Source organism: Nocardia sp. NPDC004151 (genome assembly GCF_042874235.1).
Taxonomy (GTDB): Bacteria; Actinomycetota; Actinomycetes; order Mycobacteriales; family Mycobacteriaceae; genus Nocardia.
The window spans coordinates 86,090-107,280 of sequence record NZ_JBIAMR010000008.1 but is presented as its reverse complement, the minus strand read 5'-3'; the positions used below and the strand labels follow the sequence as shown (position 1 = coordinate 107,280).

General features: G+C 69.8%; 23 protein-coding genes. 10 read left to right on the top strand and 13 right to left on the bottom strand.

What is annotated here, in order from left to right:
- Positions 1-131: 131 nt before the first annotated feature.
- Positions 132-809 (bottom strand): envelope integrity protein Cei, encoded by a 678-nt coding sequence (gene cei / locus ACFYTS_RS19505; protein ID WP_357283092.1) that lies wholly within the window; start codon positions 807-809, stop codon positions 132-134.
- A 457-nt stretch (positions 810-1,266) separates the two neighbouring features.
- On the opposite strand from cei, the gene ACFYTS_RS19500 reads away from it, so the two are divergent.
- Positions 1,267-1,569: a DUF4193 domain-containing protein gene (locus tag ACFYTS_RS19500; RefSeq protein ID WP_040859007.1), complete on the top strand. Its 303-nt coding sequence runs from the start codon at positions 1,267-1,269 to the stop codon at positions 1,567-1,569.
- A gap of 103 nt (positions 1,570-1,672) precedes the next feature.
- On the opposite strand, the gene ACFYTS_RS19495 is transcribed toward ACFYTS_RS19500, so the two are convergent.
- Positions 1,673-2,188: a DUF3093 domain-containing protein gene (locus ACFYTS_RS19495; protein WP_387306079.1), complete on the bottom strand. Its 516-nt coding sequence runs from the start codon at positions 2,186-2,188 to the stop codon at positions 1,673-1,675.
- Between the two features lie 52 nt (positions 2,189-2,240).
- Here ACFYTS_RS19495 and dut point away from each other — a divergent pair, with 52 nt between their 5' ends.
- Entirely contained in the window at positions 2,241-2,738 is a 498-nt protein-coding gene (gene dut, locus ACFYTS_RS19490; protein WP_357283096.1) for a dUTP diphosphatase, read from the top strand.
- A gap of 5 nt (positions 2,739-2,743) precedes the next feature.
- The gene (locus ACFYTS_RS19485; protein WP_387306418.1) at positions 2,744-3,592 is read left to right on the top strand and encodes a DUF3710 domain-containing protein; all 849 of its coding nucleotides are present in this window, start codon (positions 2,744-2,746) and stop codon (positions 3,590-3,592) included.
- A 248-nt stretch (positions 3,593-3,840) separates the two neighbouring features.
- Here the strand turns inward: ACFYTS_RS19485 and ACFYTS_RS19480 are convergent, their stop codons facing one another.
- Positions 3,841-4,557: an alpha/beta fold hydrolase gene (locus ACFYTS_RS19480; protein ID WP_387306077.1), complete on the bottom strand. Its 717-nt coding sequence runs from the start codon at positions 4,555-4,557 to the stop codon at positions 3,841-3,843.
- Between the two features lie 166 nt (positions 4,558-4,723).
- Between ACFYTS_RS19480 and ACFYTS_RS19475 the strand changes: the two genes are divergently transcribed.
- From ACFYTS_RS19475 to ACFYTS_RS19465, 3 genes are all read left to right on the top strand, one after another.
- Positions 4,724-5,116, top strand: a complete 393-nt coding sequence (locus ACFYTS_RS19475) for an OB-fold nucleic acid binding domain-containing protein (protein ID WP_357283100.1) — start codon at positions 4,724-4,726, stop codon at positions 5,114-5,116.
- 167 nt (positions 5,117-5,283) lie between these two features.
- The gene (locus ACFYTS_RS19470; RefSeq protein ID WP_387306417.1) at positions 5,284-5,967 is read left to right on the top strand and encodes a DUF3159 domain-containing protein; all 684 of its coding nucleotides are present in this window, start codon (positions 5,284-5,286) and stop codon (positions 5,965-5,967) included.
- A gap of 298 nt (positions 5,968-6,265) precedes the next feature.
- The gene (locus ACFYTS_RS19465) at positions 6,266-6,847 is read left to right on the top strand and encodes a sigma-70 family RNA polymerase sigma factor (RefSeq protein WP_357283220.1); all 582 of its coding nucleotides are present in this window, start codon (positions 6,266-6,268) and stop codon (positions 6,845-6,847) included.
- A gap of 79 nt (positions 6,848-6,926) precedes the next feature.
- On the opposite strand, the gene ACFYTS_RS19460 is transcribed toward ACFYTS_RS19465, so the two are convergent.
- Entirely contained in the window at positions 6,927-7,622 is a 696-nt protein-coding gene (locus tag ACFYTS_RS19460) for a TrkA family potassium uptake protein (RefSeq protein WP_357283101.1), read from the bottom strand.
- Between the two features lie 16 nt (positions 7,623-7,638).
- Positions 7,639-8,304 carry a TrkA family potassium uptake protein gene (locus tag ACFYTS_RS19455; protein ID WP_357283103.1) on the bottom strand — a complete coding sequence of 222 codons (666 nt, stop codon included), beginning with the start codon at positions 8,302-8,304 and terminating at the stop codon, positions 7,639-7,641.
- 232 nt (positions 8,305-8,536) lie between these two features.
- Here ACFYTS_RS19455 and ACFYTS_RS19450 point away from each other — a divergent pair, with 232 nt between their 5' ends.
- The 3 genes from ACFYTS_RS19450 (at position 8,537) to ACFYTS_RS19440 (ending at position 13,157) form a co-directional block, all read left to right on the top strand.
- Positions 8,537-10,525 (top strand): APC family permease, encoded by a 1,989-nt coding sequence (locus tag ACFYTS_RS19450; protein ID WP_357283104.1) that lies wholly within the window; start codon positions 8,537-8,539, stop codon positions 10,523-10,525.
- Positions 10,522-12,216, top strand: coding sequence for a class I SAM-dependent RNA methyltransferase (locus ACFYTS_RS19445; protein WP_387306074.1), 1,695 nt, complete (start codon positions 10,522-10,524; stop codon positions 12,214-12,216). Before ACFYTS_RS19450 ends, ACFYTS_RS19445 begins: the two co-directional genes overlap by 4 nt.
- Before the next feature lie 131 nt (positions 12,217-12,347).
- Positions 12,348-13,157 carry a hypothetical protein gene (locus ACFYTS_RS19440; RefSeq protein ID WP_387306072.1) on the top strand — a complete coding sequence of 270 codons (810 nt, stop codon included), beginning with the start codon at positions 12,348-12,350 and terminating at the stop codon, positions 13,155-13,157.
- Positions 13,158-13,399: 242 nt separating this feature from the next.
- On the opposite strand, the gene ACFYTS_RS19435 is transcribed toward ACFYTS_RS19440, so the two are convergent.
- Together ACFYTS_RS19435 and ACFYTS_RS19430 are read right to left on the bottom strand one after the other, a co-directional pair.
- Positions 13,400-14,083 (bottom strand): SIMPL domain-containing protein, encoded by a 684-nt coding sequence (locus tag ACFYTS_RS19435; RefSeq protein ID WP_387306070.1) that lies wholly within the window; start codon positions 14,081-14,083, stop codon positions 13,400-13,402.
- An 88-nt stretch (positions 14,084-14,171) separates the two neighbouring features.
- A complete protein-coding gene (locus ACFYTS_RS19430; protein WP_387306068.1) occupies positions 14,172-14,771 on the bottom strand; it encodes a winged helix-turn-helix transcriptional regulator in 600 nt (199 codons plus the stop codon).
- A 21-nt stretch (positions 14,772-14,792) separates the two neighbouring features.
- On the opposite strand from ACFYTS_RS19430, the gene ACFYTS_RS19425 reads away from it, so the two are divergent.
- Positions 14,793-16,076, top strand: a complete 1,284-nt coding sequence (locus ACFYTS_RS19425) for a pyridoxal phosphate-dependent aminotransferase (protein ID WP_379100203.1) — start codon at positions 14,793-14,795, stop codon at positions 16,074-16,076.
- A 70-nt stretch (positions 16,077-16,146) separates the two neighbouring features.
- On the opposite strand, the gene ACFYTS_RS19420 is transcribed toward ACFYTS_RS19425, so the two are convergent.
- The 6 genes from ACFYTS_RS19420 to ACFYTS_RS19395 all read right to left on the bottom strand — a co-directional run bounded on the left by ACFYTS_RS19420 (position 16,147) and on the right by ACFYTS_RS19395 (position 21,180).
- On the bottom strand, positions 16,147-16,890 hold the full coding sequence (locus ACFYTS_RS19420) for an SDR family oxidoreductase (RefSeq protein ID WP_387306065.1): 744 nt from the start codon (positions 16,888-16,890) through the stop codon (positions 16,147-16,149).
- A gap of 71 nt (positions 16,891-16,961) precedes the next feature.
- Complete coding sequence (locus ACFYTS_RS19415; RefSeq protein ID WP_357283116.1) at positions 16,962-18,161, bottom strand: NADH:flavin oxidoreductase; 1,200 nt, start codon at positions 18,159-18,161, stop codon at positions 16,962-16,964.
- Entirely contained in the window at positions 18,158-18,733 is a 576-nt protein-coding gene (locus tag ACFYTS_RS19410) for a TetR/AcrR family transcriptional regulator (protein ID WP_387306063.1), read from the bottom strand. The genes ACFYTS_RS19415 and ACFYTS_RS19410 overlap by 4 nt, the downstream gene beginning before the upstream one ends.
- Before the next feature lie 77 nt (positions 18,734-18,810).
- On the bottom strand, positions 18,811-19,158 hold the full coding sequence (locus ACFYTS_RS19405; RefSeq protein WP_357283119.1) for a hypothetical protein: 348 nt from the start codon (positions 19,156-19,158) through the stop codon (positions 18,811-18,813).
- Between the two features lie 23 nt (positions 19,159-19,181).
- Positions 19,182-19,766, bottom strand: a complete 585-nt coding sequence (locus ACFYTS_RS19400; protein WP_387306061.1) for a GrpB family protein — start codon at positions 19,764-19,766, stop codon at positions 19,182-19,184.
- Positions 19,767-19,782: 16 nt separating this feature from the next.
- Positions 19,783-21,180: a hypothetical protein gene (locus ACFYTS_RS19395; protein ID WP_387306059.1), complete on the bottom strand. Its 1,398-nt coding sequence runs from the start codon at positions 21,178-21,180 to the stop codon at positions 19,783-19,785.
- Positions 21,181-21,191: the final 11 nt, after the last annotated feature.

The following is a 21,191-nucleotide window of genomic DNA, read 5'->3' as shown; positions in this document are numbered from 1 at the left end:
CGCGACCGAGGCGGTCGCGGCGATCGTTTTGTCCCCGGGGCATCGGGCCCCGGGGCATCTATTCGACTGTGACGGCGCGAGTTTCGCGGACGGCGCGAACGGTCAGAGCCGAGCCGTCACGAAAGAGATTCTCAACACTTCGCGTGGCGCGCGGCGTCGAGCAGCTTCTGGTCCACCGCGGGCGCGGTGCCCGGCGTCGGGTTCTTCAGCGCCCGCAGCACCTCTTCGGCATCGGTACTGGGCCGGATGTCGCGGAACAGCGAGCCCAGCACCATGTCGACGGTCTCGTCCTGGCGCTGATCCTCGATCAGCTCGGCGCACGGCACGACCAGCTGGACCGCGGCCGCGGCGGGCCGGCCCTTCACGCCGAAGCGGATCTGCCCGGTGCACTCCAGATCGCCGTTCACATAGACCGGGTCATTGCCGATCTGCACGTCCGGGGCGCTGGCGAAACCGAGATCGCCCAGCTGGGAGGCCACATGCGCGGCCTGGCCGCGCTGTCCGTTGGCGTTGAACACCCGCACCTTGGAGGCGGCGAGCGCGGCGGGCTGGACATCGCGCAGCCGCGAATTGCCGACGCGTTCGCCGAGCTGCGCGGGCTTGGCCGCGGCGGTGCTCGACGCGGGGCTGGGGGAGTTGCAGGCCATCGCGCCCTGGTCACCCTCGCTCGTCGTCAGCGCCTTGAACCACACGACGACGCAGATCAGGGCGATGACGCCGACCATGGCGGCCCAGGGCTCCCAGCGTCGGCGAATGAAGTTCCGCCCGCTCGGATCGGTCGCTTTACCTTGGGTGATCAGTGAAACCACGCCCACACTCTACGAAAACGTCGGGATTGTCGTGTGAACGGCTGCGGCAAGTCGGGCACCGGTGTGGCGCGCGGGGTGTCGCGAAGGTGGAGAGGAGGTCTCGAGGAGGTGCGGAAGATCTCGGACAGTTCCCTCGGCGGTGACGATTGCCCCTCAGTTTCAACTCGCGCGGGTTTTGATTGCGACTTTGGTCCCGGGGTCCGCTATTGTCTGGCGGCCCAGATCGTACAACCCAGGTGAATCTGGGGTTCGATTTCGGGAACAACAAGGGCATGTCCTGCGTTGACCGAGCGCGATCCGGTGCGGATGAGGAACTATCCGGCCCGGATCTGTGACCGGTGTACGCGTGACGTACACCACGGGCGGGGCGGTACCGCGGCCCGATCAGGCTCCGGAAGGAGGCGGTCGGACGGGTGCCGGTCCGGGATATACGGAGTGAGGACGAGGGGAAGACGACATGGCAACCGACTATGACGCACCGCGGCGCAATGAATCCGACGACGTTTCGGAGGACTCGCTGGAGGAGCTGAAGGCTCGCCGCAACGAAGCCGCGTCCGCCGTCGTGGATATCGACGAATCCGATACCGCGGAGTCGTTCGAGCTTCCCGGCGCGGACCTTTCCGAGGAAGTGCTCTCGGTCCGGGTCATCCCGAAGCAGGCGGACGAATTCACGTGTTCGAGCTGCTTCCTGGTGCACCACCGCAGCCGCTTGGCCAGCGAGGCCGGCGGTCAGCTGATCTGCATGGACTGCGCCGCCTAAGGCTCGGTCCCTCGGAGCGTGTCCGGCCAGCCCGCGCTCGGTTCACCGAGCGCGGGCCGGGCCGGATCGCGCAGTACTTCTCAGGAAAAGTGATCGAAGGGGATCAGGCCGATTCGGCCGCGTTCTCCAGGCCGAGCGCTGCGATCACACGTTCCGGATGACGCGTACTGACCAGCCAGTACGGCGTCGGATCCTCGGGATCGTCGAGGACGAGCAACACCATGGGCCCGATCCAGGCCCGATGCTGGACGAAGGCGGCGGGGTCGAGTTGTCGACCCAACGCCGCACTCTTCGCGCTGGCCGGAACCGGCGCCGCCCGCTTGACGAAGGTCGCGGGCAGATGCGCGCGGCCGGTGCGCAGTTCCGGGACGCCGTCCGCGTCCGGGGCCACTTCCAGGCGATGACGCGAGAACCACAGCAGCACCCACACCGCGACCGGGAACAGCAGCACATAAGGCAGCCAGGCCCGCACACCCGGTGCGCCCATGTGGATTTCGGCTGCCAGCAGCCCGGTCACGACGAGCGCGGCCGGCCACCACCACAGCGGCACCCAGAGGCGCTCGGTGTAGAGGGGCTTGGTCTGCGGCTGAGGTTTCACCTGAGGGGGCTGGTCGGACACGACCTCAGACTAGGTCAATGACTGAGCGGTCGAACGCGTAGGCTCGGCGCACGTGACCGGTATTCCACCTATTCCCCTGCTGCGGCTCGATCCCGGCATCCCCGTACCGACGCGTGCTCACGAGGGCGACGCGGGCGTGGACCTGTGCACCACCGAGGACGTCATCATCGAACCGGGGGAGCGGGTGCTGGTCGGTACCGGCATCGCGGTGGCCCTCCCGATCGGCACGGTGGGGCTGATCCATCCGCGCTCCGGGCTGGCGGCCAAGGCGGGCCTGTCGGTTGTCAACACCCCCGGCACGGTCGACGCGGGATACCGCGGTGAGATCAAGGTGTGCCTGATCAACCACGATCCGCGTACGGCGGTCGAGCTCCGGCGGGGTGACCGCATCGCACAATTATTGGTGCAGAAGGTCGAGTTGGTGGACTTCGTCGAGGTGGAGGCGCTCGACGACACCGCGCGCGGCGCGGGAGGATACGGATCCAGCGGTGGGCATGCCAGCCTCGCGCAGTCCGGTGGGGCGGGTCAGGCGACCGGCAAGGAGGCATGACGATGGTGTTCGGACGCAAGAAGAGCAAGGGCGGCGACAGAGACGACGCGCCGCAGTACGACGACGAGTACACCGAGTACGACGAGTACGAGGACGAGTACGACGAAACCGCTGACGCGGCAGACGAATACGATGACGAGCCGGCGCCCGCGCGCGGCCCCGAGATCGGCCCGTATGACTACGAGGACGTCGCCGACCGGCTCGAGGCCATCGCCGAACAGCGCCTGGACCTCGGCTCGGTCATCGTGCCGGTGCCGCCGGGCGGGCAGCTGCAGGTCGAGATGACCCCCGACGGCACCCCGCAGGCGGTGCACCTGGCCACCCAGCACGGCCGCATCACCGTGGCGGCCTACGCCGCGCCCAAGTCGGCGGGCCAATGGCGTTCGGTGGCAGCCGATCTGGCGGAGACGCTGCGCAAGGACGGCGCGCAGGTGTCGGTGGTGCAGGGCCCGTGGGGCCGCGAGCTGCACGCCATCACCCAGGGCGCGGATCTGCGGTTCATCGGCGTGGACGGTCACCGCTGGATGGTTCGCCTCGTCGCGGCGGGTCCGACCGGCGCGGCGGACGAGAACACGCCGCTGGTCGCGGCCGCTCGCGCGGTCATGGGTGAGACCGTGGTCCGCCGCGGCGACGAGCCGCTACCGGTCCGCGAACCCCTCCCCGTGGTCCTACCCCAGGAGCTGGCCGACCAATTGGCCGCCGCCCACCAGCAGCAGCTGGCGGCCCAGCAGCAGGCCATGCAGGCCCAGATGGACGCCATGCAGGGCGGTCCGGCCTTCCAGCCCGAGCAGGCCCCGACCGAGCCGCGGCGCGGCGCGGAGGGCTCGGCCATGCAGCAGCTGGGTCTGAACTGACCGTAGAGGTCCGCACCGAGCTGTCCGGGTCGCGATCACCGACCCGGATTCGGCTCTGACACACGACGAAACGGGGCATCGCCACACGGGCGGTGCCCCGTTTCGCTGTCGGCTGAATGGGCGTCCGCGCGGCGGACGGCCGGGCCTCGGACCCGACGAACGTGGTCGGCCGAGCCGGAGTTGTGCTGCGCGGGGCCGGAGTTGTGCTGCGCGGGGCCGGAGTTGTGCTGCGGTGGGCCGGAATTCGGTCAGGGAGCGGTGACGCGGCGAGGGAAGAGGGCATTGATGCCACGGGTACCCAGAATCGAGGGGTCCGAACCCAACTCGTCGAGTGTGATCCTGTGCAGCGTGGCGTGGGGGAGGTGCGCGGCCCACTGCTCGGCCACCGCCAGTGGGTGCACCGGATCGTCTACCGCGGCGATGATCTCGACGGGTGCGCTGACCCGGCTGAGCAGCCCGGGTTCGGGCCAGGCGTAGGCGGCGGCCTCCTCCAGCGCGGACGGCAGTTCGGGCCACTGGGAGGTCCAGGAGCGGGTCAGAGCGTCGGCCAGCCAAGCGGGGCTGGATGCGCGCATCCGGTCGATGACGGCGTCGAGGCCGTCGGCGCGCAGCTGGGCGGCGGTGGCGGCCGCGGACAGGGCCGCGGGGCAGCCGGTGGTGTCGGCGCCGGTCCAGGCGGGCAGCGCGGCGACCACGCCGAAGACCGAGTCGGGGTGCTCGGCGGCCCAGTCCACCGCGACGGCCGCGCCCAGCGAGATCCCGGTGACCAGGACGGGTCCGGAGCGGGCGGCGGCGTCGAGGGCGGCCCGGTAGCTCTCGATCACGGCGCGCGGGTCCGGGTCGACCGCGAGGAATGGCAGATCCAATGCGGCGCAGGCGGATCCGAAGGCGCGGCGGGCGAAATGGGCGTCGGAGCCGGTTCCGGGCAGGGCGACGGCGACCGCCGGACGGGGAAGATCGGGCACCGGCCGACTGTAGCGGGGACGGGCGCGCGTGGCGGGTGCAGCCCGTCCCATCTACAGTGGCGGAGGTACGGCCACGAGCGGTCGGGTGGCAAACCGCCCGGTCGACGTGGAAGGAACGAACGACGTGAGACCCACGCCGTCCGAGCTCTACAGGAGAGCGTGCGAGATGCCATCCGCGGGTGGGAAGGACACCCCGTCAGGCTATTTCCGGCGGCTCGGCCGCAGACTGACGGAGGACCTGGATCGTTTGGATGCCGAGGAGCTCGCCGAGACGTCGGAGGCGTCGGGCGCATCCCGGGCATCGGAATGCCGGCGTGGTGAGGAAGTCACCATGGTCGGCCGGCTCCGCAGTGTCGAGGCCTGTCCCAAGGCCCGCGGGGCGGAGGTCGCCGCGGAATTCTTCGACGGCACCGACAGTGTGGCCCTGGTGTTCATCGGACGGCGTCGTATCCCGGGAATCGAACCGGGCCGTCGTATTCTGGTCCGCGGCCGCGTCGGTGAACGCGATGGCGGCAAGGTCATCTACAACCCCTACTACGAACTGCGCGGGAATTCCTGACACTCATGCCGAACCCCACCAGCAGCGGCGACGAGGGCCGCGGCCCCGCCGAGCCCTATGGCGCGCCCGCCTTCGATCCGCCCACGGTCCAGCTCAACGCGGTACCGGAGGCCGGTGAGATCCCGTGGCGGCTGGACAAGGCGCTGCTGGACGAGGACATGCAGGCGATGGTCGACGCCGAACGCGCCGCCGACCAGGACCACGAGGGCGCCGAGGACGGCCCCGAGCCCACCCTGCTCGAGCAGATGGGCGGCCTGTCGGGCCTGATCTACTCCTCGCTGCCGGTACTGGTGTTCGTGCCGGTGAATTCGCTGCGCGGCCTGACCGCCGCGATCTGGGCGTCGCTGGCCGTGGCCGCGGCGATCCTGGTGTGGCGCTTGGTGCGTCGCGGTCCGATCCAGCCCGCCATCTCCGGTTTCCTGGGGGTGGGCGTGTGCGCGTTCATCGCCTACCGGATGGGTGAGGCGAAGGGCTTCTTCCTGTTCGGCATCTACGCGAGCCTGGTGTACGGCGGGGCGTTCCTGCTGTCGCTGGTGGTGCGCTGGCCGCTGGCGGGCGTGATCTGGGGCGCCCTGAACGGGCACGGCACCGGGTGGCGTTCGGACAAGCGCGCCATGCGGCTCTACGACATCGCGACCGCGGTGTGGGCGCTGGTGTTCGTGGCCCGGTACCTGGTGCAGAACCATCTGTACGCGGCCAACAGCACCGGTCTGCTCGCGGTGGCGCGCATTGCGATGGGGTGGCCGTTGACCGCGGTGGCGGCGTTGGTGACCTTCTGGGCGGTCCGCAAGGCCGGTCATCTGCCCTCTGCCAGGGCGAATGCGGCCGGGGCCTCGGACTCCGCCGTCTAGCTCAATCGTCCATTTCGGGCACTTATCGCGCTAAATCCGCGTCGCGCAACACCTTCGGGGCCGTCGGGGGACGGAAGGGGGTGACCAACCCACCCCTGGGGTACCTATTTCGGCGGCCTCCCGGCGAGCACGATCTTTCTCAGAAGCTCTCACAGGCTACGGAGAAAGGAACGCGGTGTTGAGTACCGACGGCAAGGCAGTGGCAGCGCAGGAACGGGGCGAGGGGCTCGGGACCGCGGTGCAGATTGCAGCCTCGCGCCGGCACCCGGCGGGGCGGGGAGGCAGCAAGACCGGCAGTGTGGCGACCTCGGAGTCCCGGCGCGCCGCAGCGGAATTGGAGAAGCTGATCGGCCCGGCCGCCGCCGGTGACCGCGCCGCCGTCTCCGAGATCCTCAAGATCGTGTACCCGCTGGTGCGCCGCTACTGCGCGGCTCGCATGAGCGGCGCGGGCCACCTGCACGTGACCGCGGACGATGTGGCGCAGGAGATCTGCCTGGCGACGGTGCAGGCCATCCCGCGCTACCGCGACCAGGGCAAGTCCTTCCTGGCCTTCGTCTACGGCATCTCGGCGAACAAGGTGGCCGACGCGTTCCGGCGGGCGCAGCTGCACCCGGCCTACCCGGTCGCGGAGTTCCCCGACGCCCCGAACACCGAGGCGGGACCGGAGGAGCGGGCGCTGGCGATGGAGACCCGTCGCGCCACCCGCGACCTCATGCAGGTGCTGTCCTCGACCCACCGTGAGGTGCTGGTCATGCGGATCGTGCTGGGCTGGACCGCGGCCGAGACCGCCGAGGCCATCGGCACCAGCCCGGGCGTGGTCCGGGTCATGCAGCACCGCGCGCTGAACCGGCTGCGCGCCGAACTGCGGGAGGCGTCCTGAGGGTTCGGGGGGTGAAGACGGCGAATGGGCCGGGCGCAGGGGGTGCGCCCGGCCCATCGCCGTATGCGGGGGTCGCGGGTCAGGCGGTGGCTTCGGCCGAGCCGAGCCCGTTGACCCCATAGACGCCGAGCGTCTTGCGCAGCTCGTCCTCGGCCTCGATGGAAGTGACGAACAGCAGTTCGTCCTCGCCTTCCAGCGGGTCGTCGGCCTGTGGGACGATGACGCGCCCGCCGCGCAGGATGGTGACCAGGGCGGCGTCGCGGGGCAGGGTGAGGGTGCGAACGGCCTTGCCCGCCAAGGGGGTGTCGGTGGGCAGGGTGATCTCGACCAGGTTGGCCTGACCCTGGCGCAGCGTCATCAGGCGCACCAGGTCGCCGACCGAGACCGCCTCCTCGACGAGCGAGGCCAGCAGCCGCGGCGTGGACACCGCGACGTCGACGCCCCAGGAGGAGTCGAACAGCCACTCGTTGCGCGGGTCGTTGACCCGGGCCACCACCCGCTGCACCCCGAATTCGGTCTTGGCGAGCAGGCTGAACACCAGGTTCACCTTGTCGTCGCCGGTGGCGGCGATGACCACGTCGTAGGTCTCGAGTCCGGCTTCCTCGAGCGTCTCCAGCTCGCAGGCGTCGGCGTGGGTCCAGACGGCGGCGGGCGCGCTGGTGGGGTCGATGTGGTCGAGGCGGCGCTCGAGCAGCATGACCTGGTGACCGCCGCGTAGCAGTTCCTGGGCGATGGAGCGTCCGACGGCTCCGGCCCCGGCGATGGCTACCTTCATCGGGATTCCTTCACGATCAGTGCTCAGGGGCAGGGGGATTGGCGGCGAGGGCGACGGCTTCGCCCACGGTGCCGGAGGTGGCGGCGATGTAGACCAGGTCGTCGGCCTGCAGCATGGACTTGCCGGTGGGCAGGACGCCCTGTCCGAAGCGGATGACGAAGGCCACGCGGGCGCCGATGGCTTCCTCGAGCTCGTGTACCGAACGCCCGTACCAGTTCTCGTGCACGTCGAGTTCGGTGACCGCGACGGTCCCCGTGGGGTCGCGCCAGGTGGTGGTGGACTGGTCGGCGACCAGGGTGCGCAGGAACCGGTCGGTGGTCCAGGGCACGGTGGCGATGGTGGGAATGCCGAGGCGCTCGTAGACGGCGGCGCGTTTGGCGTCGTAGATGCGGGCGACCACGCGCTCCACGCCGAAGGTCTCGCGGGCGACGCGCGCGGAGATGATGTTGGAGTTGTCGCCGGAGGAGACGGCGGCGAAGGCGCCGGCGCGTTCGATTCCGGCCCGGGTCAGCACATCTCGATCGAAGCCGACACCGGTGATGCACAGGCCCGGGAAGTCGCGGCCCAGGCGCAGGAAGGCGCTCGAGTTCTGATCGATCACCGCGACCTCGTGGCCGATGCGGACGAGGGCGCGGGCGAGCGAGGATCCGACCCGCCCACATCCCATGATCACGACGTACACCGTACGAACCCCATTCCCGAAAACCGTGGTGTGCGGTCTGGTTGCTTGATCGAAATATCGGCCGGGTGGCAACCGTACCGCTCGAGTTTCACTGCGGGCACTTTCCCCCTCCGGAACATGTTCAAACCGGAACCGGAAAAACCTCACAGCGCCCGAGGTCACCCTACGGCCGCGGACCGCCCACGTCGCGCCGCGAACACGGTCCCTCGCGGACTGACCTATGCTGCCAGGAGTGTCGAAGTTGACGACGGCCGCCAAGCGCATGCTGGTGGGCCGCCCATTCCGCAGCGATTCTCTCGGTCATACGCTGCTGCCCAAGCGGATCGCGCTCCCGGTCTTCGCCTCGGACGCGCTGTCTTCGGTGGCATACGCGCCCGAGGAGATCTTCCTGGTGCTGTCGGTGGCCGGTCTGTCCGCCTACGTCTACGCACCCTGGATCGGTCTGGCGGTCGCGCTGGTGATGGCGGTCGTGGTGGCCAGCTATCGGCAGAACGTGCACGCCTATCCCTCCGGCGGCGGCGACTACGAGGTCGCCACCAAGAATCTGGGACCCACCGCGGGGTTGACGGTCGGCAGCGCGCTGCTGGTCGACTACGTGCTCACGGTGGCGGTGTCGATCTCCTCGGCGGCGTCCAATATCGGGTCGGCGGTGCCGTTCGTCTCGACGCACAAGGTGCTGTTCGCGGTGTCGGCGATTGTGATCCTCACCGCGATCAATCTGCGTGGTGTGCGCGAGTCCGGCACGGCGTTCGCGATTCCCACCTATGCCTTCATGATCGGCATGTTCGTCATGCTGATCTGGGGTTTCGTCCGGATCTTCCTGGGTCAGACCGTGCACGCCGAGTCGTACGGGTTCGGGCTCAAAGCCGAGGACGAGCACCTGTTCGGCCTGGCGTTCGTGTTCCTCATCGCCCGCGCCTTCTCCTCCGGTTGTGCGGCGCTGACCGGTGTCGAGGCCATCTCCAACGGTGTGCCGGCCTTCCGCAAACCCAAGTCGCGCAATGCCGCGACCACCCTGCTGCTGCTGGGCTGCATCGCGGTCACGCTGTTCATGGGCATGATCGTGCTCACCCAGAAGGTCGGCATCGTCTACGCCCACGACACCTCGGACCTGATCGGCGCGCCCGCGGGCTACGAGCAGAAGACCCTGGTGGCGCAGCTGGCGGGGGCGGTGTTCTCCGGCTTCCCGGCCGGGTTCTACTTCATCACCATCGTCACCGCGCTGATCCTGGTGCTGGCGGCCAACACCGCCTTCAACGGTTTCCCGGTGCTGGGTTCGATTCTGGCGCAGGACCGTTTCCTGCCGCGTCAGCTGCACACCCGTGGTGACCGGCTGGCGTTCAGCAACGGCATCTTGTTCCTGGCGGGCGCTGCCATCGCGTTCGTGGTGTTGTTCGGCGCGGAGGTGACGCGCCTGATTCAGCTCTACATCGTCGGCGTGTTCGTGTCGTTCGTGCTGAGTCAGACCGGCATGTTGCGGCACTGGACCCGGTTGCTGCGCACCGAGACCGATCCCACTCAGCGGATGCGGATGAAGCGGTCGCGGGTGATCAACGCCATCGGCCTGACCATGACCGCGACCGTCCTGATCATCGTGCTGGTCACCAAGTTCCTGGCGGGCGCCTGGATCGCGATCATCACCATGGCGGCGATCTTCGGCCTGATGAAACTCATTCGCCGCCACTACGACTCCGTGTCGCGGGAGCTGGACGAGGCCGATTGGGACGCGGTGCTGCCCAGCCGCACCCACTCCATCGTGCTGGTGTCCAAGCTGCACATGCCGACCCGGCGCGCCCTGGCCTACGCCCGCGCCACCCGGCCCGACACCATCGAGGCCATCACGGTCAATGTCGACGAACCCGACACCCGAGCGCTGGTGCGCGCATGGGAGTCCAGCGATATCGCGGTGCCGCTCAAGGTGATCGAATCGCCGTACCGTGAGATCACCAAGCCCGTGGTGGATTACGTGAAGCGGGTGCGCAAGACCTCGCCGCGCGACGTGGTCACCGTGTTCATCCCCGAATACGTGGTGGGCCACTGGTGGGAGCAGCTGCTGCACAACCAGAGCGCGCTGCGCCTGAAGGGGCGTCTGCTGTTCGAGCCCGGCGTCATGGTGACCAGCGTCCCCTGGCAGCTGTCCTCGTCGGCGGGGCGGGCCCACCCCAGCCGTGTGGTCAACGCGCCCGGTTCGGTGCGTCGTGGTTTCGGGGACGAATCGTGAGCGGACCCGACTGGTACGGCGAGGTCTTCGAGGTTCGTCTCGGACCGCCCGGCCACGGCGGGTTCTGCGTGGCCCGCCACGAGGGCCGCGTGCTGTTCGTCCGCCACGGGCTACCGGGCGAGCTGGTCCGGGCCCTGGTCACCGAGGATCGTGGCGGCTCGTTCTGCCGTGCCGACGCCATCGACATCCTCGACCCGTCGCCCGACCGCGTCCCCGCCACCTGCCCGGTCTCGGGCCCCGGCGGCGCGGGCTGCTGCGACTTCACCTTCGCTACCCCCGAGGCGCAGCGCGCCCTCAAACATCAGGTCGTCGCCGACCAGCTGCGCCGCCTCGCCGACTGGGAGCCCGACTTCACGGTCGAGCCCATCCCGGTGCCCGTCGGCCTGCCGACCGGTGCGGTGGCGCAGCCGGACTCCCGCACCGGGCTGATCGCCCTGCCTGGCAGTTCCGGACGGACTGGTGGTGTGACCACGAGTCTCGGCGCGACCCTGCTGGCGGGCTCGCGCCCCGAATCGCAGCCGACTGCGGGTGCCTCCGAGGTGCCAGAGCCTGCCGTGCCCGCAAAGTCTCGGTCAGGACCGGAATCCGAATCGCGCGCCGGGGGACGCCCGGACACGACCGCGGTCACCGGTGTCGCGCCGGGCCGGATCGGGGGAGTGGCCACGCATGTCGCGAGCGCCCTCATCGGCAGTCCGGCGACACACGACCCCGGGCCCGGGCGCGGCGTGCGGTTGGTCGGGCCGCCGGCGGCGGACGCGTATGCCGGTGGCTGGCGCAGCCGGGTGCGGCTGGTCGTGGACGCCGACGGCCGTGCCGGGGTGCACCGCTATCGCAGCACCGAGGTGATCGCGGATCTGCGATGCCCGCAGCCGATGGCGGGAGCCATGGAGGGCATCGCCGAACGGCAATGGACGCCCGGGGCGGATCTCGTGGTGGCCGTCGACGGTGACGGGATGCGGCATCTGGTCGAGGTCGCGCCCGCCGGGGGCGAACGCGGCGGCCAGCGGGAGTGGCGTGACCGGGGCGGTCGCGCCGGGGGTTCCGTGCGCGGCGGGGATCGGCGCAGTACCGCCGCACGGCGGGCGGCGGCGCACAGCGCCCGGACCGAGCGGGTCGTGGATGGCACCGGGCGGGCGGTGCAGTATGTCGCCGAGCGCCGGTGGGAGCTGTCGGCGACCGGGTTCTGGCAGCCGCATTACGGTGCGGCGCAGTGCTATTCGGATGTGGTGGCCGAGTGGGCCGATGCCGCGCCGGGCGCGCTGGTGTGGGACCTGTACTGCGGTGTGGGCGTGTTCGCGGCGCGCCTGGCCGGGCAGGTCGGCGACGCCGGTTTCGTGCACGGGGTGGAGTTCGCGCGGACCGCGGTCACCGAAGGCCGGGCCGCGCTGCGGGATATGCCGTGGGTGGATCTGACCGCGGAGCGGGTCGAGCGCTGGATTCACGAACAGTCCGGCGCCGCACCGGATGTCGTGGTCCTGGATCCGCCGCGCGCGGGTGCGGGCAAGGACGTGATCAACGCCCTGAGCGAGCATTCCCCGCGCCGCGTCATCCATATCGGCTGCGACCCCGCCTCTTTCGCCCGCGACGTGGGCCTCTACCGCTCCGCCGGGTACCACCCCGTGGCCCTGCGGGTCTTCGACGCCTTCCCCGGCACTCACCACGTCGAGTGCATCGCCGCCTTCGAACGCTGACCTGCGAGATCAGGGAGCTGTCACCGCGGGATTCCGTCCGATTCCCCCCGCGTCGACCGCTCTCTGATCTTGTTGTGGCGCAGGTGGGTTGGCGGGCGGCGGTTTCGGGGGCTGCGCCAAAGATGTTGCCCATGAGTACGTTGTCGGATCCGACGGTGGCGTCGGTCCTGGAGCTGATCTACGGGGATCAGTCGAAGTTCCACTCGCTCGAGGCGCTGCTGCTGGGGGTGGATCTCGAGCGGCCGGAGTACGGGGTCCCGATGTGGGTGAACGCCGACAGCTACTGGGGGCGGCTGGTGAGTCCGGTGTACGGGGCGCGGGTCGCGGCGCAGGGCGGGAACGCGGAGGCCGATCGGGCGCTGCTGGATCTGGTCGAGGTGACGGTGTCACGCTTCCTGCAGGGGGAGTCGTTGCAGCGCAAGAGTCTTCCGGCGTGGATGCCGGAGCTGCTCCGGGCGCTGCTGGCCGACGGGTATCGCATGAAGATCGACCGGGTGACGGGGGAGGGCCCCGACGGAACCGTGCGCTGCCGCCTCAAACCCACCGGCGAGCTGCCGGTGCGGCTCGCCGACCGGGTCACCCTGCCGGAGACCGAGTTGGAGGTGCGCGGCCAGCAGACCGCCCTCGACCATCTGCGCGCCGCCGTCAAACACTATGGGCGCGGCCGTTTTCCGGCGTGTGAGAAGCGCCTGCGTGCGGCCCTGCTCCAGGTGACCGCCTACGCCACGGGCACCGACGACCTCGACGGTACCCGCAATGTCCGCCACCTCGTCGACACCGGCCGGCTCACCATCGCCGAGGGCACCCGCCTGCTGCACGACCTGCGCGGCCTGACCGACGAGGACCCGTTCCCGCACCGGACCAGGGCCGACGCCACCGGATTCCGCGTCCAGCTGACCATCGTCCACGCCACCGCATTGCTGGCTCAGGTCCAGCACTGACTCGGCGGCGGGTCGATGCCGGAGTGGGTCCGGCCACAGCGGGCGGCGAGCCTTGTCGAGGGAGGCGTTGCCGGGCCGGCGGTGAAGGGAAGCCGAGAATTGTCGAACGCGTCAAGGATGAGGCCTGGCCGTATCTCGACGCCGAGTGGTAGCCCAGGCTCGGCGCGGGACCGCGAACCGTGTCGTCACCGGACCGCTCGGGCCCGGTCGGGCGGTTCCGGTTCGGTGGCTCCGACTCCCGGCTAGGCGAGCTGCCAGGTGACGCGGATGCTGGTGGAGATCTCGCTCTCGCCCAGCTCCACCGGCATGGCCGGGGCCCCTCCGGCTTTCGCGGCGGCGGCGAAGGCGACGCGCGGGGCCGGGATCGGTCCCGAGATGTTCTCGGTGATCTCGACGACCGGCCCCAGCGTGCGGCCTGCCCGCGACACGTACTGTTCCGCCTTGCTGACCGCGTGATCCCACGCCTCGTCGCGAGCGCGGACCATCAGCGCTTCCTCGTTGGCCACGGTCAGTGTCAGTCCGCCCAGCCGCACATCGTCACCTCCGGCGGCGACGGCGTGGGCGATGATCGCGGCGGGCCCATCGTCCTTGCCGGACTTGGCTTCCCCGTCGGGCCCGGCGATGTCGCGCAGTGTCACCGTCAGCGATGTCCCCGCCGAATACCCGACCAGTTTCTCCCGATTGCCGTCGGTCCATACGGTGTCCGCCCGCACGGTCAGCCCGCTGGTGGAGATGTCGCGCCCGTGCACTCCGTCCCCGCGCAGCGACTGGATCACCGCGTCGGCCCGCTCCCCGGCGCGGGCGTAGGCCGCGGCCACGGTGTCGGCGCGGGTGTCCACGGAGATGGCTACCCGCATGATGTCCGGTGTCGCACTGGCGCTCCCGGATCCGATCATCGTGATGGTGCCGACGGCGTCGCTGGTCACGCGGTCCTCCTCGGTCGATGCGGACGCAACCCAGCCGATGCTACCGACGGCGGGTGACCCGTCGCCCGTGCCGCGCGGACGGCCCGCCTCAGGCGACCGGATGTCCGGTGCTGGTGGCCTCGGCGAGGGTGTCGGCGAGTGAGCGTGCGCCCGTGGCGATCTCGCTCGCCGCGGCCAGATCGAGCCGCAGGTCCAGGTCGGGGGTGTCGGCCGGTCCGTCGTGGTGGGTGAGGCCGGTCTCGGTGATCACGTAGTGGAAGACGGTGTCGCCGATGCGGACCGTGACCGTGCCCGCGGGGACGAGTTCGGCGACGGCCCGCCCGAGGGGGAGCGCGAACCAGTGGGCGCGGACGGCGTCGGTGGCGCGCTGCTCGCCGAGCTGGGCGGTGCCCCAGGCCGAGAGGGTGTCGAGGACCGGCCGCAGCGCCGCGCCGGAGTCGGTGAGTTCGTAGAGCGCGGTACCCGCCCGCGGCCCGGTGCGGCGTTTGGTGAGAATCCCGTCACGCTCGAGGTCCTTGAGCCGGGCGGCCAGCACGTCGGTGCTGATGCCGGGCAGGTCGGCGAACAGGTCGCTGTAGCGGCGCGGGCCCGAACAGAGTTCGCGGACCACCAGCAGATTCCACCGGTCGCCGACGATGTCGAGGGCGCGGCTCACGGTGCAGTAGTGGTCGTAGCTTCGGCGTGGCACGATCCCACTGTAACCAACAACTTGGAAATACCAAGTGCAAACTTGGAAATTCCAAGTAGAGTGTGCGGCAACCACACCGAGAAGAGGTCGTTCATGCAGGTGAAGCAGTCGAGCAAGCTGTCGGGCGTGTCCTACGAGATCCGTGGACCGGTCGCCGAGCATGCCGCACGGCTGGAAGCCGAGGGGCATCACGTCGTGAAGCTCAATACCGGTAACCCGCTGCCCTTCGGCTTCGAAGCGCCCGCCGAACTGCTCCAGGACATGGTCCGCAACCTGCCGCAGTCCAGCGGCTACTCCTCGTCGAAGGGCCTGCTCTCGGCGCGCCGCGCGGTGGTGCAGTACTACCAGACCCTGGGTCTGAGCGAGATCGACGTCGAGCAGGTCTTCCTCGGCAACGGCGTCTCCGAACTGATCATGATGGCCATGACCGCGCTGCTGGAGAACGGCGACGAAGTCCTGGTTCCCGCACCCGATTTCCCGCTCTGGACCGCCGCCACCGCGCTCAACGGCGGCCGTCCGGTGCATTACATCTGTGACGAGCAGGCCGACTGGATGCCGGACCTGGCCGATATCGAAGCCAAGATCACCGACCGCACCCGCGCCCTGGTCATCATCAACCCGAACAACCCCACCGGCGCGGTGTATTCGCCGGAGGTGGTGCGGCAGATGCTCGAGATCGCGCGCCGCCACAACCTGGTGGTGTTCTCCGACGAGATCTACGACAAGATCCTCTACGACGACCTCACCCACACCGCCACCGCGGCCCTGGCCCCGGATGTGCTGTGCCTGACCTTCTCCGGACTCTCGAAGTCCTACCGCGCCGCCGGTTTCCGCGGCGGCTGGCTGGTGGTCTCCGGTCCGGTCGAGCACGCCGAGAACTACCTCGAGGGCCTGACCATGCTGTCGGGTCTGCGTCTGTGCGCGAATGTGCCCGCGCAGCAGGCGATCCAGGCCGCGCTCGGCGGCCACCAGAGCATCTACGACCTGACCCTGCCCGGCGGCCGCCTGCGCGAGCAGCGCGACCGCGCGTGGGAGGCGCTCAACGCGATCCCGGGCATCTCGTGCGTGAAGCCCAAGGGCGCGCTGTACGCCTTCCCGCGCATCGATCTCGACATGTACAAGATCCACGACGACGAACAGTTCGTCCTGGATCTGCTGCTGCGCGAGAAGATCCACATCGTGCAGGGCACCGGCTTCAACTGGCCGCGCCCCGACCACTTCCGAATCGTGACGCTGCCACACGCCGACGAACTCGAAGCCATCATCGAGCGCATCGGCCGCTTCCTGGCCACCTACAAGCAGTGACAATTCGCCGAGTGGCACATCCTGGAGGGGATATGTCCGATTCCGCCTCCAGCATGTGCCACTCGGTGGATCAGACGGGGCGGCCGGCTGTCATGCCGCCGTCTACGACGAATTCGGCGGCGTTGCAGTAGCTGGATTCTTGGCTGGCCAGGAAGACGACCACGTCGGTGACTTCCTGGGGGGTGCCGAGGCGGGCCAGGGGGTTGGCCGCGCGATCGGCGGTGGTGCCCTCGGCGACCCCGATCATCGGGGTCAGGATCCCGCCCGGGTGCACGGAGTTCACCCGAACCCCGTGCGGGGCAAGCTCGATCGCCGCGGACTTGGTCAGTCCGCGCACCCCGAACTTGGAGGCGGTGTAGCCGTGCGCGCCCGGCACGCCCTGGATTCCGGCGGCCGAGGAGATGTTCACCACCGACGCGGGCCGTGCCGCCACGAGGGCGTCACGGGCGGCGGTCAAACCCAGGAACGGGCCCGTCAGATTGATGGAAAGCGCGCGCTGCCACTGTTCTTCGGTGTATTCGCCGAGCGGTCCGAAGTCGAGGATGCCGGCATTGTTGATCAGCACATTCAGCTTGCCGAACCGTTCGACGGCCGCGTCCACCGCGGCCCGCCAGTCCGCGGCGCTGGTCACGTCGAGGTGGATGAACGCCGCCGCGTCACCGAGTTCGGCGGCCAGCTTCGCCCCCGCCTCGTCGGAGATGTCGCCGATGAGCACCGAAGCGCCCTCGGCCACGAACGCGCGCGCGTGCGACGCGCCCATTCCCGATGCGCCGCCACTGATCAGGGCTACCCGCCCGTCGAGCCGTCCACGCATGCCGTGTTCGGTCGAGCCCGAGCGGAGCCCTCCGTGGTTACGCTCCGCTGCCGCCTCCGGGCTTGCCCCGCTCATGCTCGCTGCCTTCCGTCGAAATCGATGATGGTCCGCTCCGGCCGGAACACGCAGCGGGTGGAGGTGTAGATGGTGGGCATGCACTTGTTGCAGTGCACGCAGGCGGACTGGGTGCCCGCCTCGGATTGGATGCGCCGCAACAGGTCCGGTTCGCGCAGCAGCGCCCGGCCCATGGCCACGAACTCGAAGCCCTCGGTGCGGGCCAGGTTCATGGTGTCGAGATTGGTGATGCCGCCCAGCAGGATCAGCGGCATGGACAGTTCCCGGCGGAACTGGCGGGCCCGCTCCAGCAGGTATGCCTCCTGGTACGGGTACTCCTTGAGGAAGGCGCGCCCGACCACCTTGAAGCCGAGCCGCGCCGGACCGGGCAGGACCTCGGCGAATTCCTTGCGCGGCGCGTCGCCGTGGAACAGCAGCATCGGGTTGAGCAGGGAACTGCCCGCGGTCAATTCCAGCGCGTCGAGGGCGCCGTCGGCTTCGAGCCACGCGGCCACCTGCACGCTCTCGGGGATGGTGAGCCCGCCGCGGCGGCCGTCCTCCATATTGAGTTTGGCGGTCACCGCGAGCCGGTCACCGACGGCTTCGCGGACGGCGCAGGCGATTTCGCGGGCCAGCCGGGCCCGGTTGACCAGCGGCCCGCCCCAGCGGTCGCCACGCCGGTTGAGCAGCGGGCTCAGGAACGAGCTGACCAGATAGTTGTGGCCGAAATGGATTTCGACGGCGTCGAATCCGGCTTGCTCGGCGAGCAGGGCGGCCTGTGCGTGCGCGGTGATGAGTTCGCGGATCTCGGCGTCGCCGGGCACCTTCATGGCCTTCATGCTCAGCGGGCTGAACAAGGGGCTCGGCGCGAGCGCGGGCACTCGGTTGGAGGCGGCATTGGCGACCGGTCCGGCGTGCCCGATCTGCGCGCTGGCGGCCGCGCCCTCGGCGTGTACGGCGTCGGTCAACTCCCGCAGTCCGGCAACGGCCTCGGGCCGCATCCAGATCTGGTGCCGGTCGGTGCGCCCGCCCGGCGCGACCGCGCAGTAGGCGACCGTGGTCATACCGACCCCGCCCGCGGCGACCTCGCGATGGAAGTCGATGAGTTCGGGGGTGACCAGCGCCTCGGGGGTGCGGCCCTCGAAGGTGGCGGCCTTGATCACCCTGTTGCGCAGGGTGATCGGGCCGAGTTTCGCCGGTGCGAAGATGTCGTTCATGGTTGTTCTCCCGATGCGGTGAGTCCGGCCACCACGAAGGTGCGCAGGGCCGTGAGCGCCGATTCCGGCATGCCGTGATCCTCGATCTCGGGTGCGCCGAATCGCATGATGATCAGGTCGAAGGCCAGCATCCAGCGCTGCGCGGCCTGGCCCCGTGACAGTTCGGGCAGTAGCGGTGCCCAGGAATCCATCTGGAACCACGGCCCTCGCCAGGTGGTCAGATGCCGTCCCAGGACGAAGCGGGCCAGCAGCCGTAAGTGCAAGCGCCCCAGCGGATCCGCCGCCAGCGTGACGAACGGCGCGAGGATGGCGTCCACCACCGTGGGCACCGAATCGCGCCCGCCCCGCGCTCCGGCGAGTCCCTCGGACCACAGCGGTCCGAGCCGATCCTCGATGAGCGCGCCGACCAGCGCCTCCTTGGACCCGAAGTGGTAGTGCACGGCCGCCGGATTGGCCCCGGCCGCCGCGCACACCGCCCGCACCGAGACCTCGTCGTACGGCTCGGTCAGCAGCAGTTGCTCCGCTGCGGCGATCAGCCGTTCCCGCGTTCCCGCGGACACCTTCTCGACCATGCCAAGCAGTCAAACACGGTTCAATCAGTATTTCAATCAGTGATTGAAATAGTGATGGAAGAGGTCCCGGTGAGCGGCTACTCGGTCTGCGCCCACGCGGCGACGGGCAGTGTCAGATAGACGCCGATTGTGGCGTCGACGAACTTCTCTATATCGGCCAGCAGCCGGTCACAGCGCTCTTGCCGGTTGTCGGCGCGGCTCGCGAAGTACTTCGACCGGATCTCGATCACCACGTCCAGTCCGGACCGGTCGAACTTGCCCAACGGCCGGAAACGGATCTCCACGTCCCCCGGCTGCAGATCCCCGTCGTAGGGCTCCTCGGGGCACTCGACCGCCTGCGACACCAGGTGGGGCAGCCATTTACCCAATTCCCGCAGGACCGTCTCGGGCAGTTCCGCCTTGTGGGTCACCTCGACGAGGGGCATCGCCCCAGTCTATGGATCGCGATTCAGCGGGCGTCGAGGGCGCGCGCGATCATCTCCTCGATGACGTCGCTCTTGGCATTGGCGTAATGCTGGACGTACTTCCATCGGCGTTGCGCGAGTTCGCGTTTGGCGCGCTCGTAGTGGGCGCGCTCGTCGTCGTGGGTGCGCAGGCGGTCGCGGAAGGCGAGGATGCGCTCGATTTCGACGGCGGAGCGGTCGGGGGAGAGGACGTGCAGGTTGACGCTGTGGGGTGCGCCGTCCTCGACCCGCCGGGCCAGGCAGCGGTGCTCGAGCCAGTCCGGTTCGCGCACGCGCAGGGTGAAACCGAGGGCTTCGAGGGCCGGGACGTAGGCGGCTTCGTCGGCGGTGTCGGCGACCAGCAGCAGCATGTCGATGACGGGCTTGGCGGCCAGACCCGGGACGGACGTGGAACCGGTGTGCTCGAGGCGCAACACCTTCGCGCCCAGCGCTTCCCGGATCGCCGTCGCCTCGGCCTCGTACCGGGCGGGCCACCGCTGGTCGTACTCCTCGAGGATCACCGGCACCGAGTAGGGCCGCACCTCGACGAGGAAGGCGTCGGCGATGGCGTCGTCGTCCATGGTGGCCATGGAGTCAGCCTAGGGGTCAGGAGGTGCGGACGCTGGCGATGATCTGCTTGGCCTGGTCGGCGGCGAGCTCGCCGGTGGTACCGCGGTCGGCCAGGATCGCCAGCACCAGCAGGGCGTTCTTGGGGCCGGTGAAGGCGAAGGTGTAGATCGAGTAGGTGGTCGTGGTGCAGCCGGCCGGCTCGGGCTTCCAGCTGCCGGACGTCTCCACCTGCTGGCCGGCGATGCCGCTCTTGGTGGTCACCGCGGTGGGCGCGCCCGCGGCACCGCCGGACTTGTCCATGTAGCCGCCCTGGGCGGAGATCTTCGCGACTTTCAGCGCGGCCGCGGCCGGATCGCTGCCGTCGGCGCGGGTGACGTAGGCGAGCGACCGGTACGCCGAGCCGGGGCAGTAGCCGCCGCCCTCGGTGGCCTTGCCGTGCCCGGTGAACGTGCCGTCGGTCCCGGACTGCGGCACGGTGTCGGACGGGTCGCCGACCGACCAACCGCTCGGCACGTCGAAGCTGACGCCGTAGGCCGGAACGGCCACCGTCCCCGCGCCCGGCTTGGGCGCACCGGACTTGGACGGCCCGGTCGACGGTCCTCCGGAGCGGCTGGTGGGAGCCGGGCCCGCGGTGGTACTCGGCGCGGCGGTGGTGGGGCTCGACGAGTCCCGGGTCAGCGCGTACGCGGCGATCCCGCCGCCGACGACCACGATCACGGCCACGAGGGCGGCCAGCACGATCCAGGTGCGATTGCCTCCGCCGCCCGGCATGGGCCGCGACGGTCCGTACCCCGGAACGGCCTGCTGGCCAAGGTAATTCGGTGCCGACTGCTGACCCTGGTACGCACCGGGCGGATAGCCGGGAACGGGCTGACCGGGGTAGATCGCCGTCGGATCCTGTCCCGGGTATCCCGGAATCGGCTGCTGCCCGGTGTATACCGCCGTCGGTTCGTACCCGGGCTGGTTCGGGATCGGCGCCTGCCCGGGGTAGACGGCGGTGGGCTCATAGCCGGGATGGTTCGGGATCGGTGCTTGCCCGGGGTAGACGGCGGTCGGCTCGTATCCGGGCTGGCTCGGAACCGGCGCTTGCCCCGGATAAACCGCAGTCGGTTCGTACCCAGGATGATTCGGTGCCGGTGTGTGGCCGGGGTGCACTGCCGTGGGCTCGTATCCGGGCTGGTCGGTCACCGGGTTCTGACCGGGGTACACGGCGGTCGGCTCGTAGCCGGGATGATTAGGGACAGCCGCTTGTCCCGGGTGGACGGCCGTCGGGTCGTAGCCCGGGTGGACCATGGTCGGGTCCGGCGTTATCGGCTGCTGCCCAGGGTAATTCGTGGTCGGCTGCTCGCCCCAGGCGCGGTTCGGGTCCTGCGGGGAGTGCGCGGGCGTCGCCGGGTTGTCGGGGTTGCGCCACTGATCATGGTTGTCCGTCACGGTGTTTCGCC

Bases quoted from the DNA above. Each gene is read 5' to 3' on its own strand.
- ACFYTS_RS19500 (WP_040859007.1), top strand. From the start codon at position 1,267: ATGGCAACCGACTATGACGCACCGCGGCGCAATGAATCCGACGACGTT.
- ACFYTS_RS19475 (WP_357283100.1), top strand. From the start codon at position 4,724: ATGCCATCCGCGGGTGGGAAGGACACCCCGTCAGGCTATTTCCGGCGG.
- ACFYTS_RS19470 (WP_387306417.1), top strand. From the start codon at position 5,284: ATGGTCGACGCCGAACGCGCCGCCGACCAGGACCACGAGGGCGCCGAG.
- ACFYTS_RS19460 (WP_357283101.1), bottom strand. From the start codon at position 7,622: ATGAAGGTAGCCATCGCCGGGGCCGGAGCCGTCGGACGCTCCATCGCC.
- ACFYTS_RS19440 (WP_387306072.1), top strand. From the start codon at position 12,348: ATGAGTACGTTGTCGGATCCGACGGTGGCGTCGGTCCTGGAGCTGATC.
- ACFYTS_RS19420 (WP_387306065.1), bottom strand. From the start codon at position 16,890: ATGCGTGGACGGCTCGACGGGCGGGTAGCCCTGATCAGTGGCGGCGCA.
- ACFYTS_RS19415 (WP_357283116.1), bottom strand. From the start codon at position 18,161: ATGAACGACATCTTCGCACCGGCGAAACTCGGCCCGATCACCCTGCGC.
- ACFYTS_RS19410 (WP_387306063.1), bottom strand. From the start codon at position 18,733: ATGGTCGAGAAGGTGTCCGCGGGAACGCGGGAACGGCTGATCGCCGCA.
- ACFYTS_RS19405 (WP_357283119.1), bottom strand. From the start codon at position 19,158: ATGCCCCTCGTCGAGGTGACCCACAAGGCGGAACTGCCCGAGACGGTC.
- ACFYTS_RS19400 (WP_387306061.1), bottom strand. From the start codon at position 19,766: ATGGCCACCATGGACGACGACGCCATCGCCGACGCCTTCCTCGTCGAG.